14 protein-coding genes are annotated in these 14534 nt (G+C 67.2%); 10 read left to right on the plus strand and 4 right to left on the minus strand.

Annotation, left to right across the window (positions count from 1 at the left end):
- Positions 1-196: 196 nt before the first annotated feature.
- The 10 genes from WDLP6_RS02260 to WDLP6_RS02305 all read left to right on the plus strand — a co-directional run bounded on the left by WDLP6_RS02260 (position 197) and on the right by WDLP6_RS02305 (position 10950).
- Positions 197-997 (plus strand): IclR family transcriptional regulator, encoded by an 801-nt coding sequence (locus tag WDLP6_RS02260; RefSeq protein ID WP_162591037.1) that lies wholly within the window; start codon positions 197-199, stop codon positions 995-997.
- A 226-nt stretch (positions 998-1223) separates the two neighbouring features.
- Positions 1224-2126 carry a dihydrodipicolinate synthase family protein gene (locus WDLP6_RS02265; protein WP_197910129.1) on the plus strand — a complete coding sequence of 301 codons (903 nt, stop codon included), beginning with the start codon at positions 1224-1226 and terminating at the stop codon, positions 2124-2126.
- Positions 2127-2164: 38 nt separating this feature from the next.
- The gene (locus WDLP6_RS02270; protein ID WP_162591038.1) at positions 2165-3163 is read left to right on the plus strand and encodes a dihydroxyacetone kinase subunit DhaK; all 999 of its coding nucleotides are present in this window, start codon (positions 2165-2167) and stop codon (positions 3161-3163) included.
- A complete protein-coding gene (locus tag WDLP6_RS02275; protein ID WP_162591039.1) occupies positions 3163-3765 on the plus strand; it encodes a DAK2 domain-containing protein in 603 nt (200 codons plus the stop codon). Before WDLP6_RS02270 ends, WDLP6_RS02275 begins: the two co-directional genes overlap by 1 nt.
- 64 nt (positions 3766-3829) lie before the next feature.
- The gene (locus tag WDLP6_RS02280) at positions 3830-5164 is read left to right on the plus strand and encodes an MFS transporter (protein WP_162591040.1); all 1335 of its coding nucleotides are present in this window, start codon (positions 3830-3832) and stop codon (positions 5162-5164) included.
- An 86-nt stretch (positions 5165-5250) separates the two neighbouring features.
- Complete coding sequence (locus tag WDLP6_RS02285; RefSeq protein WP_162565594.1) at positions 5251-6636, plus strand: ABC transporter substrate-binding protein; 1386 nt, start codon at positions 5251-5253, stop codon at positions 6634-6636.
- A 2-nt stretch (positions 6637-6638) separates the two neighbouring features.
- On the plus strand, positions 6639-7559 hold the full coding sequence (locus tag WDLP6_RS02290; RefSeq protein ID WP_162565595.1) for a carbohydrate ABC transporter permease: 921 nt from the start codon (positions 6639-6641) through the stop codon (positions 7557-7559).
- A complete protein-coding gene (locus tag WDLP6_RS02295) occupies positions 7556-8389 on the plus strand; it encodes a carbohydrate ABC transporter permease (protein ID WP_162591041.1) in 834 nt (277 codons plus the stop codon). Before WDLP6_RS02290 ends, WDLP6_RS02295 begins: the two co-directional genes overlap by 4 nt.
- A gap of 57 nt (positions 8390-8446) precedes the next feature.
- The gene (locus tag WDLP6_RS02300; RefSeq protein ID WP_162591042.1) at positions 8447-9526 is read left to right on the plus strand and encodes an ABC transporter ATP-binding protein; all 1080 of its coding nucleotides are present in this window, start codon (positions 8447-8449) and stop codon (positions 9524-9526) included.
- 50 nt (positions 9527-9576) lie between these two features.
- A complete protein-coding gene (locus WDLP6_RS02305; protein WP_162591043.1) occupies positions 9577-10950 on the plus strand; it encodes an FAD-dependent oxidoreductase in 1374 nt (457 codons plus the stop codon).
- 43 nt (positions 10951-10993) lie between these two features.
- On the opposite strand, the gene WDLP6_RS02310 is transcribed toward WDLP6_RS02305, so the two are convergent.
- From WDLP6_RS02310 to purU, 4 genes are read right to left on the minus strand one after another with little or no spacing between them, the layout of a single operon-like run.
- Positions 10994-11722, minus strand: a complete 729-nt coding sequence (locus WDLP6_RS02310; RefSeq protein ID WP_162565599.1) for an LrgB family protein — start codon at positions 11720-11722, stop codon at positions 10994-10996.
- A gap of 4 nt (positions 11723-11726) precedes the next feature.
- Positions 11727-12068, minus strand: a complete 342-nt coding sequence (locus WDLP6_RS02315) for a CidA/LrgA family protein (RefSeq protein ID WP_162591044.1) — start codon at positions 12066-12068, stop codon at positions 11727-11729.
- Between the two features lie 12 nt (positions 12069-12080).
- Positions 12081-13586 (minus strand): FAD-linked oxidase C-terminal domain-containing protein, encoded by a 1506-nt coding sequence (locus WDLP6_RS02320; RefSeq protein WP_162591045.1) that lies wholly within the window; start codon positions 13584-13586, stop codon positions 12081-12083.
- A gap of 35 nt (positions 13587-13621) precedes the next feature.
- Positions 13622-14470 carry a formyltetrahydrofolate deformylase gene (gene purU / locus WDLP6_RS02325; RefSeq protein ID WP_162591046.1) on the minus strand — a complete coding sequence of 283 codons (849 nt, stop codon included), beginning with the start codon at positions 14468-14470 and terminating at the stop codon, positions 13622-13624.
- Positions 14471-14534: the final 64 nt, after the last annotated feature.

Here is a 14534-nt window from a genome sequence, read left to right on the forward strand (position 1 = left end):
CCGGCATGAAGAACGCCCGCCCTCATCCGGCGGGCGTTTTCGTTGGGCAGCGAAGACAACGAGACGCCGCACGCGCAGGGCGCGACTGGGCGGGGCCGCGTACCATCGGGGATCGAGAGTCGATCGCGAATTTGCGCTGTATTGACCGGATTCCGGAACGATTCGATAGAATGCCGCCCAGGAGTGATTTGCAACGATGGCTTTGTCCCCGGAACTCGAACGCGCGCCTGACGACAAGAGCAGGATCCAGTCCATCGGCAAGATGATGGACATCCTGGGCTGCTTTTCCACCACCTCGCGCCACCTGACCCTCGGGCAGATCGCCAAATCGGCCGGCGTGCCGCGGCCGACGGCGCACCGGATGCTGTCGGCGCTGCGCGAGATCGGCTTCGTCGAACAGGACGGACGCAACGGAAGCTACAGCCTCGGCATCCGGCTGTTCGAGCTCGGAAGCCTTGCCTTGGCGAACCTCGACCTGCTGCGCGAAGCCAAGCCGTACATGGACCGGCTGTCGCGGCTGTCGGGCGAGTCGGCCCACCTCGGCGTGTTCAACGGCTTCGAAGTCATCGTGGTCGAGCGCGAGGAGCCGGTCGACCGGCCGCTGCGCGGGGTGCAGCCCAGCGAATCGTCGCCGGCCTACTGCACGGGCGTGGGCAAGGCGTTGCTGGCGTTCCAGAAACCGGAGGTCATCGAGCGCGTGATCTCGAACGGCCTGAAGGCCTTCACCACCAACACCATCACCTCGCCCGAGCGCCTGCGCTCGGAACTCGAGGCCATCCGTGCGCGCGGCTATGCCACCGATGATTCCGAGCACCAGCTCTGGACCAACTGTGTCGCGGCCCCGATCCGGAACGCCTCCGGCCACGTGTTCGCCTCGATCAGCGTGACCGGGGCCGCCGATCGAATGACCGCCGATCGCATCGTTCAGCTGGCGCCGGTCGTCGTCCAGACGGCCGACACGATCGCCCGCCAACTGGGTTACGAAATACCGGGCTGACACTGGGCCGAGGCGCTTTCGCGCCTGTCGCCGCGGCCGCCTTCCATCCTGCATCCGCGAGACCTCGCACGGGGGCGCGCGCGTCTGCGCGCCTTCGATCGAAATACGGGAAAACCCTTTGCAGGTCGGACTTTCTTATCGCCTATATTTGTCGAAATGATGTACCGGATTCCGGAATGACATCGACCCGACGAAATCCCTTCGCCCCACTCAAAGGAACTGCGACATGACCCATCCCGCCTCCAGCCTGCGAAGCAAGCTCACCGGCGTTCTGCCTCCCATCACCATGCCCTTCGATGACCAGGGCGACCTCGTGAAGGGCGGCTTGCGCAAGCAGATCGACTTCATCATCGAGCAGGGTTCGCGTGCCGTCGTCGCCGGCGGCAGCACCGGCGAGGGCCATACGCTGACGGCGGCCGAATACGAGATGGTGATGCGCGAAGCCTTCGACGCGACCGCGGGCCGCGTGCCGTTCGTGGCCGGCCTGATCGTCCAGAGCACGCGCGATGCCATCGAGCGCACCAAGAGCCTGAAGGGCCTCGACATCGCGGCGCTGCAGGTCACGCCGGTCCACTACCTCTTCAAGCCCGATGCCGACGCGACCGTCGAGCACTTCCGGGCCATCCATGCGGCGACCGGCATTCCGATCATCATCTACAACGTCATCCCCTGGAACTACCTGAGCGTCGACCTGATGCTGCGCATCATGGAAGAAGTGCCGGGCGTGATCGGCATGAAGCAAAGCGGCGGCGATCTCAAGTCGATCTCCGACCTGCTGCTGCGCTGCAAGCCGGAAAGCCTGGTCCTGTCGGGCGTCGATGCGCTCCTCTATCCCGGCTTCTGTCTCGGCATCCATGGCGCCATCAGCGCGCTGACCAGCGCCGTTCCCGGCGTCGTCGTGGCCATGCAGAGGGCCGTCGAGGCCGGCAACCACGCGCTCGCGAAAGACATCCACTTCAAGCTCAACGCGCTGTGGAACACGCTGCCGCACGACAACCTGCCGGCCTGCGTCAAGTACATCCAGCATCTGCAGGGCGTGCCGATGTTCCAGCCGCGCGCTCCGATGATGCGCGTGACCGAGGCCCAGAAGGCCGCGATCAAGGTCGCTCTCCAGCCGCTGCTGGCTTGAGCTTCCAACGGCGCGGATTCCTTGCGGGAGACACCGGCTTGAAAAAAATCCTCAATCGACCGGACGACTACGTCGACGAGATGCTGGACGGCCTCGTGCTCGCGCACCCGGAGAGCCTGCGGCGCGTCGGGCCCGACGGCCGCGTCCTTGCCCGCGCCGCGGGCGCCCACAAGGGCAAGGTCGGCATCGTCACGGGCGGTGGCTCGGGCCACCTGCCGGTGTTCCTGGGCTATGTCGGCGAGGGCCTTCTCGATGCCTGCGCGGTCGGCAACGTGTTCGCGGGTCCTCGCGCCTCCGACTGCCAGGAGGCGGCACGCGCGGCCGATGGCGGCGCGGGCGTGCTGCAGCTGTACGGCAACTACGGCGGCGACCGGATGAACTTCGACATGGCGCAGGAGCTGCTGGAACTCGAAGGCCTCGACGTGCGCTCCGTGCGCGTGAGCGACGACGTCGCCAGCGCGCCGCTCGCGGAGCGCGCCAAGCGCCGGGGTGTCGCCGGCATGGTCTACGCGTTCAAGATCGCCGGCGCCAGGGCGGCTGCCGGCGCCAGCCTGCACGAGGTGGCGGCCACCGCGGCCAAGGCCGCCGACGCCTGCCGCTCGATCGGCGTGGCATTGACGCCTTGCGTCATCCCGGAGTCGGGCAAAGCCTCGTTCGAGATTGCCGAAGACGAAGTGGAGTTCGGCATGGGCATCCATGGCGAACCCGGCATCTGGCGCGGCAAGCTCAAGTCGGCAGACTCGCTGAGCGCGGAAATGCTCGAGCGCCTGCAGGCCGAACTGAAGCTCGCGCGCGGCGACCGCGTGGCCGTGCTGGTCAACAGCCTTGGTGCGACGCCGCTCGAAGAGCTCTACATCCTGTACCGCCATGTCGCGACCGCGCTCGCGCAGCAGGGCGTGACGCCGGTCATGCCGCTGGTCGGACGCTACGCGACCTCGATGGAAATGGCGGGCGCATCCCTGACGCTGATGCCGCTGGACTCGGAACTCGAGGCGCTGCTGAAGGCGCCGGCCTCGTGCCCGTTCTGGAGCGTGTGATGCCGAGTCCGATCGACCTGCACCAAGGCCTCGCGCGCTGGGCGACCGCGCTGCACCAGTCGACTCACGAGCTCAACGCGCTCGACGGACGGCTCGGCGATGGCGACCTCGGCACGACCCTGGGCAAGTGCGCAGCGAACGTGCGCGAGGCGCTGCCCGCGCTGCCGCAGGACTTCGCCGGCATCTTCAGGTCCTGCGCTGCGGCGTGTGCCAAGGCCTCGGGCTCGAGCTTCGGCACGCTGCTGGCGCTCGCCTTCATGACCGCGTCCAAGCACGTGAGCGGCGTGGAGCGCCTCGACCGTCCCGCGCTCGTGCGCCTGCTCGATGCCGTGACGACGTCGCTCGGCGCGCGTGGCGGCGCGGCCTTCGGGGACAAGACGATGCTCGACAGCATCGACGCCATTGCGCGCGCGCTGGAAGCCGCGCCCGATGGTGCCGAGCTGCGCACGGTGGCCATCGACGCCGCCCGTGAAGCCCTCGACACGTACAGATCGAAACCCAACCGGATCGGCCGCGCCCGCATGTTCGCGGACAAGAGCATCGGCATGGACGACCCGGGGATGGTGGCGATTCACCGGATGACCCAAAGCCTTCAGGCCTGAAGCCTGGCGTATTGAACCAGCGGATCGCGGCGCCATCGCCCGCGCCGCGACATGGAGACAACCAATGAACATGAGCGCAACCGTCGCCGCCGACCGTTCCATGGGCGGCGCGAACGATCGGAATCAGAAGCTGAGAACCGTCGTCGGTTCGAGCCTCATCGGCACGACGATCGAATTCTTCGACTTCTTCATCTACGGGACCGCCGCGGCACTGGTCTTCCCGAAGCTGTTCTTTCCGACCCTGTCGCCGCTGGTCGGGATCCTCGCTGCCTACGCCACGCTGGCGATTCCGTTCCTGACCCGGCCGCTGGGCGCGATCGTGTTCGGCAACTACGGCGACAAGCTGGGTCGCAAGAAGATGCTGATCCTGTCGCTGATGATCATGGGCCTCGCGACCTTCGCGATCGGCCTGGTGCCGACCTACGAATCCATCGGCGTGGCCGCGCCGATCCTGATCATCGTGCTGCGTCTCGTCCAGGGCTTCGCGCTCGGCGGCGAATGGGGCGGGGCGACGACGATGGTGGTCGAATACGCGCCGCCCGCGCGCCGCGGATTCTTCGGCTCCTTCGTGCAGCTGGGCAACGTGCTGGGCCTCTTCATCGCGACCCTGGTCTTCGCGCTGCTGCCCAAGGACACCCTGCTCGACGGCTGGTGGCGGCTTCCTTTCCTGGCCAGCATCCTGATGCTCGGCGTCGGTCTCGTGATCCGCTCGAAGATCGAGGAGACGCCGATCTTCGCGCAGCTGAAGACATCCGAGGTGCGGCGAACGCCCATCGTGGACGTCCTGCGCCACCACAAGAAGGCGGTGCTGCTGGCCATGGGCATGCGGACCGGCGAGATCGTGCTGGGCTGGCTCGTGATCGGCTTCCTGCTCACCTATGCGACGAAGACGGTCGGGTTCAGCTCGAACGACGTGCTCTACGCCATCCTCGGCGCGAGCGGGCTCGGGCTCTTCACCTTCCCCCTGTTCGGCGCGCTGTCCGATCGCATCGGCCGCCGGCCGGTCTACCTGATCGGCGCCGTCATTGCCGCGGTCTTCGCATTTCCGTTCTTCTGGCTGATCGATGCCAAGGTGCCGGCGCTGTTCTTCTTCGCCATCATCTTCGGCTACGCGATCGCGCTGGGTGCCATGTTCTCGGTGCAGCCGGCCTTCTTCTCCGAGGCCTTCGACACCAACGTCCGCTACACGGGCGTGTCGCTGGGCTACCAGCTCGCCAACGTCATCGGCGGGCTGACGCCGATGATCGCGACCTCGCTGGTCGCGGCGGCCGGCGGCAAGTCCTGGCCGATCTCGACCTTTCTGGCCCTCGCATCGCTCATCACGGTCGGCTGCGTGCTGCTGTCGAGGGAAACCTCCGGCAGCTCCCTGGCTTCCCGTGCGGGCCGCGCGTCGAGATGAGCGATATCCCGGGGCAGGGCGGCGACGCCAGCGGCCCGTCTTTCATTGCCTTTGACTCTTTGTGCCCATCACTTCGGAGAATGCCCATGAATACCAGCACCGTCACCTCGCGCGAACCGGGCGCGGCGCAACCGCTTCGTCGAGGCTGCGGCCCGATGGCCAGGCGCTGTGCGCTGATCGGCGCCGCGCTCGTCCTGCCGGGTCTGGCCGCCGCGGAGGACACCGAGCTCTCGTTCTGGACCAACCTCACGACGGCCGCGCAGGCCAATGTGATCCAGAAGCAGGTCAACGATTGCACGGCGGCCACGCCCAACGTCAAGGTGCACTTCGAGACCGTGCCGTTCTCCTCGATGTACACGCGGCTCGTCACCGCGTTGCGCAAGGGCGATCCGCCCAACGTCATGAACACGCTGGAGGGCGCGGTGGCCTTCCTGCAGGCCAAGAACGGCATCGTGCCGGTCACGGATGTCGTCAACGGCCTCGGCCAGGACGACTTCATTCCCGCCTACCTGCATGCCGCCAGCAAGGGCGGCCAGATCTGGGGCGTGCCGGACTGGGCGCTGCACCAGGAGGTCTGGTATCGCAAGGATCTGTTCGCGCAGGCCGGCCTCAAGCCGCCGAAATCCTGGCCCGAGCTGTTGCAGGCAGCCAAGGCGCTCAATCGCGAAGCCAAGGACGGCAAGCCGGCGACCTACGGATTCGCCGTGCCGATGAGCAGCGCGCTGGTCGGGCCGCAGACCTATTTCCAGATCTTCTATTCGGCCGGCGGCACCGTGTTCGATCCGAAGACCGGCGCCTATGTGTTCGACAAGCAGAAGGACATCGCCGTCAAGTCGCTGCAGTTCCTCGTGGATCTCTACAAGGCCGCCTCGCCGCCGTCCAGCGTCGAATGGTCGTGGAACGAATACCGCACCGCCTACGTCAAGGGCCAGGTCGCGATGACCAACGAATGGGGCGCCGTGGTCCAGATGGCCGTCGAACAGAACCCGGACATGCTCAAGCAGATGAGCGTCTTTCCCTTCCCCGGCCCGAGCGCGGACAAGAAGCCGGCGGCGGCGCTCAACGGCGGCTACTACTACGTGGTCGGCAATTCGACGCCGGCCAAGGTGGCGGCTTCGAAGGAACTGCTCAAGTGCCTGTACAAGGTCGATCGCGTCGTCGAGCGCGCGAACACGCGTCCCATCTTCGCGGTGCCTTCGACCAAGAGCGCGTTCAACAGCGCGGGCTACCAGTCCAACGAGATGGTCAAGCGCTTCAAGCCCGAGATGGACACCATCTTCAATGACGTCATGCAGAACTGGTACCGCTACGGCATGGAAGCGGGCCTGAATCCGCTGGCGGGGCAAATCGAGGCGACGACCTTCATCGGCGATGCGCTGCAGAATGCGGCGCTCGGCAAGATCACGGTGGAGAAGGCCGTCGATCAGATGAACGACCAGCTCAAGCAGCAAGTCGCGGCGATGTCGCGCTAACCATGGACGCAGCACGCAAGATGCCGGGCGCGACCCTTGCCAGGAGCTTCCGCGGCCGGGGTGCGCGAACCGGCTTCCTGTTCGCGGCACCCGCGATCCTGTTCCTGCTCGTCTTCGTTGCGTATCCGATCGTGGATGCCATCCGTCTGAGCTTCCTGGAGATCGACTTCGTCACCGGGGCCGAGCGCTTCGTCGGCGTGCAGAACTTCGCCGAGATCTTCCAGTCGCCGAAGCTCGGGACGGTCCTGCTCAATACGCTGGTCTGGTCGCTCGGCTCGCTGGTCGGGCAGTTCGCGCTGGGTCTCGGCGCCGCACTGGTGATCAACCAGGACCTGCCCGGCATGCGCTTCGTGCGCTCGGTGCTGCTGATTCCCTACGTGGTGCCGGTGATCACCGTCGCGCTGTTCTGGCGCTGGATGCTCGACGGCACCTACGGCATCGTCAGCTACGGGCTGCAATCCGCGGCCCTGCTGGCGCCGAACCAGTCGCCGCTGGCCCTGCCGGCGGGCGCGATGACGAGCGTCGTGCTCGCCAACATCTGGCGCGGCTTCTCCTTCGTCATGATCTCCTACTGGGCGGCGCTGCAGAACATTCCCAAGGACCAGTACGAGGCCGCGTCCGTCGACGGCGCCAACTGGTGGCAGCAGTTCCGCTACGTGACGCTGCCGAACCTGGCCGAAGTCACGCGCACGCTGATCGTGCTGCGGGTCATCTGGACCGTCACCTACTTCGACCTGATCTGGCTGATCACGCGCGGCGGACCGGGCGGCTCCACCGAGCATTGGCCGATCTGGATCTACCAGGAGACGATGGGCTTCTTCCGGTTCGGCTATGGCGCGGCCCTGGCCACCACCCTGGCGGCGGGGCTGATGCTGCTCGCCCTGCTCTATCTGCGTTCGACGCGCGAGAAGGTGAACGCATGAGACGCCATCGAAGAATCAGGGCCGGCGTGGTCTATCTCGCCGCGCTCCTGCTGTTGCTGTCGGTGGGCTTTCCGCTGATCTGGATGCTGCTGTCCTCGCTCAAGCCCTCGGCGCAGCTGTTCACCTCGCCGCCGAAGTTCTGGAGCGGCAGCCTGACGCTGGAATGGTATCGGTCGGTCGCGTTCTCGTCGGGAGCGCCGCGCCTGTTCCTCAACAGCTTCCTGGTCGCGATCTGGACCACGGTGATCTGCCTGACGGGCGGCTGCTTGGCCGCCTACAGCGTCACGCGCTTCGACTTTCCCGGCAAGCAGACCTTCATGATCGGCGCGCTGGTGAGCTACGTGTTTCCGGCCATCGTGCTGTTCGTGCCCATCTTCTTCATCCTCAACGCCATCGGCCTGGTCGACACGCTGGCCGGCATCGTGCTGGCCCACACGGTCCTGACCTTTCCGCTGGCCGTCTGGATGCTGCGTTCCTTCTTCCTCGGCATTCCGAAGGAGATCGACGAAGCGGCCTGGGTCGACGGCGCTTCCTACTTGCGGACCTTCATCCTCGTCATTCTTCCGCTGACGCTGCCCGGCATCTTCTCGGTCGGCATCTTCGTCTTCGCGCTGTCGTGGAACGAGTACCTGTTCGCCAGCATCCTCGCCACCTCCGGCATCAACAAGACCATCCCCGTCGGCATCGCCGAATACATCACCTCGTTCGACATCCGCTGGGGGGAGATCATGGCGCTCGGCACGCTGACGACCATTCCGGTGGTCGTCCTCTTTCTCGGCGCGCAGAAATATTTCCTGCGCGGCGTCCTGGCCGGCGCGGTGAAGGGCTAGCGTCGAACACGGCGCAGCCCCGTGCTTCGCCACACCCACAGAATCGGAAAACCATCCATGGCATCAGTAGTGTTCGAAGGCGTCGAAAAGGCCTTCGGCGACACCCGGATCATTCAGGGCATCAGCTTTTCCATCGACGACGGCGAGTTCGTGGTGCTCGTGGGGCCGTCGGGCTGCGGCAAGTCGACGCTGCTGCGCATGCTCGCGGGCCTCGAGGACATCGATGGCGGCAGCATCGCCATCGACGGCCGGACCGTGAACGAGCTCGAGTCGAAGGACCGGGACATCGCGATGGTCTTCCAGAGCTATGCGCTCTATCCGCACATGACCGTCGGCGAGAACATGGCCTTCAGTCTCAAGCTCAGGAAGTTCGATCCGGCGCTGATCGAGGCGCGGGTGTCGAAGGCCGCTGCCATCCTCAACCTCGAACCCTATCTCGCGCGGCGCCCGCGCGAACTCTCGGGCGGGCAGCGCCAGCGCGTCGCGATGGGGCGGGCGATCGTGCGGGATCCGAAGGTGTTCCTGTTCGACGAGCCGCTGTCGAACCTGGATGCCAAGCTGCGGGTGGCGATGCGCGCAGAGATCAAGGCGCTTCATCAGCGGCTGAAGACCACCACGGTCTATGTCACGCACGACCAGATCGAAGCCATGACGATGGCCGACCGGATCGTGGTGATGCAGAACGGACGGATCGAACAGATCGGAACGCCGCTCGCGTTGTACGACGCGCCGGTGAATCTGTTCGTGGCCCAGTTCATCGGCTCTCCCTCCATGAACATCGTCGAAGGCACGATGAGAACCGGTGCCGACCCCTGCGTGGAAGCGGCCGGCGGCGCGCGCTGGCCCGCGCCCGCGGGCACGGGCACGGACGGCCAGCGTGTCGCCTACGGCGTGCGGCCCGAGCACCTGCGCCTCGTCGGCCCGGAACACAGCGGGGCCGTGGCCGGCGAGATCGTGGTGGTCGAGCCGACCGGGTCGGAAACCGAGCTTCACGTGCAGGTCGGCGAGGCGCGGATCGTGATGTCGATCCACGGCCGGCTTGCGGCGCGACCCGGTGACCGGGTCTTCCTGGCCGTCGATGCGCAACTCACCCATGTGTTCGACGTCTCGACCGGCATGCGACTGATCGCGCGCTGAGTCTTCCTTCTTCCACGGTTCGCATCCAGTTTCTCGCACCTCATCCGCCCATGAAGACCATCACCGAAGCCGCCCGCCAGACACCGCTGGTCGAAACCTATGACGTCATCGTTGCCGGTGGCGGAACCGCCGGCGTGATCGCCGCGATCGCGTCGGCGCGCAATGGCGCGCGCACACTGCTCGTCGAGCGCAGCGGCTTCCTGGGCGGACACATCGCATCGCAATTGCTGGAACACAGCGCGGGCTGGTTCGATGCCGCGGGCCGGCGCATCGTCGCCGGGCTTCCGCAGGAACTGGTCGACCGGCTGGTGCGTGCCGGCGCATCGCCCGGCCATGTGCGCGACGACACCGGCTATACGCTGTCGCGCGTGCCGGTCAACCACGAGATGTTCAAGTCGATCGTGACCGGGATGGTCGCGCAGGCGGGTGTCGATCTTCTCTTCTTCTCGCCCGTCGTGGGTGTCCTGAAGGACGATGACAAGGTCTCGGGCCTGATCGTCGAGAACAAGTCGGGGCGCACGGCCTACGGTGCCGACGTGGTGATCGACTGCACCGGCGATGCGGACGTCGCCGAAAGAGCGGGCTGCGCATTCCTGTCGGAGGCCGATGCGCCGACCCAGCCGGTCAGCCTGTTGTTCAAGCTCGGCGGCATCGACCACCAGGCCCTGCTCAAGCACGTCGCCGCCAACGAGCAGGACTTCAAGCTCGGCGTCGCCACGGCCGCTCTGGTCGGCGAGGACCATGTGAATCTCTGGGGATTCGGACCGGAGCTCGCGCGGGCATTCGACGACGGCACGGTGTCCCTGAAGCGAAGCGAACTGCACTACAGCGGCTGGGTGCGCAGCGGCGAGGCGGTGATCAACGTGACGCGCTTCGCGGCCGACGCCACCCGGTCGGAAGCCCTGGCGGAGGCCGAGATCGCGCTGCGCCGCCAGGTGCTCGAGTTCACCGAGTTCTTTCGACGCTACATCCCCGGCGCGCAGAACTGCTTTCTGTCGGCCAGCGCGTCGTGCGTCGGGGTGCGGGAGAGCCGGCGCATCAAGGGCCGCAACATCCTGACCGACAACGACGTCCGGACCGGACGCCGGTTCGAGGATGCCGTTCTTCGCGGCGGCTTCCCGATCGACAGCCACGACCCGAAGGGCGCAAGCCTCGATTCGGCCGAGCATCTGGCGAGCGGCTACGACATACCGCTGTCGGTGCTCGTGCCTGCGGATGTCGACGGGCTGATCGTTGCAGGACGCTGCATCTCGGCGGAGCGCAAGGCGCTGGCGAGTGCGCGCATCTCCGGCACCTGCATGGCCATGGGACAAGCCGCCGGAACGGCGGCTGCGATGGCGTCGCGTCTTGGCAAGCCGTTGCCGGCGCTGGACATCGGCGAGTTGCAGCGCGTGCTGGCCGAGCAGGGCGCGATCCTGCGATGAGCCACGGCGGTCCGCGGGATGCCGCGGCGCCGCGCGCCAGCCGTCAGAAGAAGAGCCGGAATACCAGCGGCATCAGCAGCGCCGCCAGCACCACCTGCAGGCCCAGCGCAAGCCCGGCATAGGCACCCGCATCGGCATCGACGTGCAGCGCACGCGCCGCGCCGATGCCGTGCGCCGCGGTGCCGAGGCCGAAACCGCGCGCCGCGAAGCCCTCAGCATCGGTGCCGATGCGCAGCGCATCGAACAGATACTTGGCCGACAGTGCGCCGACCATGCCGGTGAGCACCGCGAACACGGCCGACAGGGCCGGGATGCCACCGATCTTTTCCGAGATGCCCATGGCCACCGGCGCCGTGACCGACTTGGGCGCCAGCGACAGCACCACGTCGTGCGGCAGGCCGACGGCCCAACCCAGCGCGACGGCCGATCCGCAGGCGGCCGCGCCGCCGAGCAGCGCCGCGAGCATCAGCCGGCCGAAGCGCTGGCGCAGTTCGATGCGCCGCTGCCACAGCGGCCAGGCCAGCGCGACCACGGCGGGGCCGAGCAGGAAATGGATGAACTGCGCGCCCGCGAAATAGGTCGGGTAGTCGACGCCGGTCGCGAGCAGCCCGCTCGCCAGCGCGATCACCGACCACAGCACGGGATTGGCCCAGGGTGGACTGCCGAGCCGCGCATAGGCCGCGTTCGCCAGCAGGTACACCACCAGCGTGGCCGTGAGGCCGAACAGCGGCGTGGCCGAGAGATAGATCCAGAGTTCGACGAAGCGCGGCATGCGGCTAGGCTTTCTTGCGGGTGCCGTAGAGCAGCAGCGTCGTCACCGCCAGCCCGATCCAGGTCGACAGCACGATCACGAGCAGCATGCGGCCGCCGTACTGGCTCAGCAGCGCGAGATGCGTCATGACGCCGACGCCGACCGGCACGAACAGCAGCGACAAATGCGCGAGCAGGAAATTCGCGCACTCGCCGACCGGTTCGCGCACGATCGCGAAGCGCAGGCCTGCGAGCAGCAGCACCAGCCCGAGCACCGGCCCGGGCAGGGGCAGCGACAAGCCGCGCGACAGCAGCTCGCCGATCGTCTGGAACACCAGCAGCCAGGCCATGCCGCGCAAGCCGTTCATCGTGTTCTCGCTCTAGAACCGCGGCAGATCCGCGAAGCGCTGCGTCTGCCCGCCGCGCACCACCTGCTTGCCATACTCCGCGCAGCGCTGCAGCGTCGGGATCACCTTGCCCGGATTGAGCAGCCCCGTCGTATCGAAGGCGCGCTTGACCCCTGCCATCTGCGCGTTCTCCTGGGCCGTGAACTGCACGCACATGCTGTTGAGCTTCTCCACCCCCACCCCGTGCTCGCCCGACACCGTGCCGCCCATCGCCACGCTGGTCTCCAGAATGTCGGCGCCGAACAGCTCGCAGCGGTGCAACTCGTCCGCATCGTTGGCATCGAACAGCACCAGCGGATGCAGGTTGCCGTCGCCCGCGTGGAACACGTTGCAGCAGCGCAAGCCGTACTTCTTCTCCATCTGCTGGATCGCCAGCAGGATATCGGCCAGCCGCTTGCGCGGAATGGTCGAATCCAGGCACATGTAATCGGGGCTGATGCGCCCCGAGGCCGGGAACGCGTTCTTGCGCCCGCTCCAGAAGCGCAGCCGCTCGGCCTCGTTCTCGCTGCAGGCGATGGCCGTCGCGCCGCACTCGCGCAGCACCGCCGTCATGCGTGCGATCTCTTCCTCCACCTCCTCGGGCGTGCCATCGGATTCGCACAGCAGGATCGCTTGGGCATCGAGGTCGTAGCCCGCGTGCACGAAGTCTTCCACCGCCGCGGTCATGGGCTTGTCCATCATCTCCAGGCCCGCGGGGATGATGCCCGCGGCGATCACCGCGGCCACCGCGTCGCCGGCCTTTCGCACGTCGTCGAAGCTGGCCATGATGCAGCGCGCCAGGCGCGGCTTGGGGATCAGCCGCACCGTGACCTCGGTGGTCACGGCCAGCATGCCTTCGCTGCCGATCACCAGCGCCAGCAGATCGAGCCCGGGGCAGTCGAGCGCCTCGCTGCCGAACTCGATCGCCTCGCCTTCGGCGGTGAAGCCGCGCACGCGCAGCACGTTGTGCAAGGTCAGGCCGTATTTCAGGCAATGCACGCCGCCGGAGTTCTCGGCCACGTTGCCGCCGATGGTGCAGGCGATCTGGCTGGAAGGATCGGGCGCGTAGTAGAGGTTGTAGGGCGCGGCGGCCTCGCTGATGGCGAGGTTGCGCACGCCGCACTGCACGCGCGCGGTGCGCCCGACGGGGTCGAGGTGCACGATCTGGTTGAACCTGGCCAGCGAGAGCGTGACCCCGCCCGCATGGGGCATGGCGCCGCCGGACAGACCGGTGCCCGCGCCGCGCGCGACCACGGGCACGCCCATCGCGTGGCAGGCCTGGAGCACGGCCTGCACCTGGGCCTCGGTTTCGGGCAGGGCGACGGCCAGCGGGCGCTGGCGGTAGGCGGTCAGCCCGTCGCATTCGTAGGGGGTCACGTCCTCGGTGGTGGAGAGCACGGCGTGCGGCGCCAGCACGGCCTGCAGGGCGCGCACGACCTTGGCTTGCAGCGCGCTGCGCTCGCAGGCCGGGGGGGCGGAATCGGCTGGCACGAGGGTCATCGCGTCATTGTCCACAAGCCCGATGCCGGCCGCACTCAGCGAAAGACCACCGTCCGATGCCCGTTCGGCAGCACGCGGTGTTCGCTGTGCCATTTCACCGCGCGCGCCAGCACCTGGCTCTCGGTGTCGCGGCCGCGCGCCGTGAGGTCGTCGACCGTGTCGGTGTGGTCGGCGCGCGCCACGTCCTGCTCGATGATCGGGCCTTCGTCGAGGTCCGCGGTCACGTAGTGGGCGGTGGCGCCGATCAGCTTCACGCCGCGGTCGTGCGCCTGGTAGTAGGGCTTGGCGCCCTTGAAGCTCGGCAGGAAGGAGTGGTGGATGTTGATCGCACGCCCAGCCAGCTTGCCGCACAGGTCGTTGCTGAGGATCTGCATGTAGCGCGCCAGCACCACGAGCTCGGCGCCCTCGGCCTCGATGATCTCGAGCTGCTTCGCCTCGCCCTGCGCCTTGGTTGCGGCCGTGACCGGGATGTGGTGGAAGGGCACGTTGTAGCTGGCCGCCAGCTGGTAGAAGTCGCGGTGGTTCGAGATGATGGCGCGGATGTCGATTGCCAGCAGGCCGCTCTTCCAGCGGAACAGCAGGTCGTTCAGGCAGTGGCCTTCGCGGCTCACCAGGATCACGGTCTTCATCGGCTCGGCGGCCGCATGCAGCTTCCAGTTCATGCCGAAGCCGGTGGCGAAGCCCGCGAGTTGCTCGCGCAGCGCGGCTTCGCCGTGCTCGCCGCAGGCAAAGCGCACGCGCATGAAGAACAGGCCGGTGCCGCGGTCGTTGTACTGGGCCGCTTCCTCGATGTTGCCGCCGCGCTCGAGCAGGAAGCCGGAGACGGCGTGGACGATGCCGATGCGGTCGGGACAGGACAGGGTCAGGATATACGCGGGAGTCATAGGGCGGCGATTGTCGCAGGGCGGCCGGGAAATGCGGTCGGTGCCAGAATCGCCATTCCCCAGC

The organism is Variovorax sp. PBL-E5, assembly GCF_901827185.1.
Taxonomy (GTDB): domain Bacteria; phylum Pseudomonadota; class Gammaproteobacteria; order Burkholderiales; family Burkholderiaceae_C; genus Variovorax.

What these genes read in the sequence shown, in the direction of transcription:
- WDLP6_RS02260 (WP_162591037.1), top strand. Translation starts at nt 197, where the DNA reads ATGGCTTTGTCCCCGGAACTCGAACGCGCGCCTGACGACAAGAGCAGG.
- WDLP6_RS02290 (WP_162565595.1), top strand. Translation starts at nt 6,639, where the DNA reads ATGGACGCAGCACGCAAGATGCCGGGCGCGACCCTTGCCAGGAGCTTC.
- WDLP6_RS02310 (WP_162565599.1), bottom strand. Translation starts at nt 11,722, where the DNA reads ATGCCGCGCTTCGTCGAACTCTGGATCTATCTCTCGGCCACGCCGCTG.
- WDLP6_RS02275 (WP_162591039.1), top strand. Translation starts at nt 3,163, where the DNA reads ATGCCGAGTCCGATCGACCTGCACCAAGGCCTCGCGCGCTGGGCGACC.
- WDLP6_RS02280 (WP_162591040.1), top strand. Translation starts at nt 3,830, where the DNA reads ATGAACATGAGCGCAACCGTCGCCGCCGACCGTTCCATGGGCGGCGCG.
- WDLP6_RS02295 (WP_162591041.1), top strand. Translation starts at nt 7,556, where the DNA reads ATGAGACGCCATCGAAGAATCAGGGCCGGCGTGGTCTATCTCGCCGCG.
- WDLP6_RS02305 (WP_162591043.1), top strand. Translation starts at nt 9,577, where the DNA reads ATGAAGACCATCACCGAAGCCGCCCGCCAGACACCGCTGGTCGAAACC.
- purU (WP_162591046.1), bottom strand. Translation starts at nt 14,470, where the DNA reads ATGACTCCCGCGTATATCCTGACCCTGTCCTGTCCCGACCGCATCGGC.
- WDLP6_RS02265 (WP_197910129.1), top strand. Translation starts at nt 1,224, where the DNA reads ATGACCCATCCCGCCTCCAGCCTGCGAAGCAAGCTCACCGGCGTTCTG.
- WDLP6_RS02300 (WP_162591042.1), top strand. Translation starts at nt 8,447, where the DNA reads ATGGCATCAGTAGTGTTCGAAGGCGTCGAAAAGGCCTTCGGCGACACC.
- WDLP6_RS02285 (WP_162565594.1), top strand. Translation starts at nt 5,251, where the DNA reads ATGAATACCAGCACCGTCACCTCGCGCGAACCGGGCGCGGCGCAACCG.
- WDLP6_RS02315 (WP_162591044.1), bottom strand. Translation starts at nt 12,068, where the DNA reads ATGAACGGCTTGCGCGGCATGGCCTGGCTGCTGGTGTTCCAGACGATC.
- WDLP6_RS02320 (WP_162591045.1), bottom strand. Translation starts at nt 13,586, where the DNA reads ATGACCCTCGTGCCAGCCGATTCCGCCCCCCCGGCCTGCGAGCGCAGC.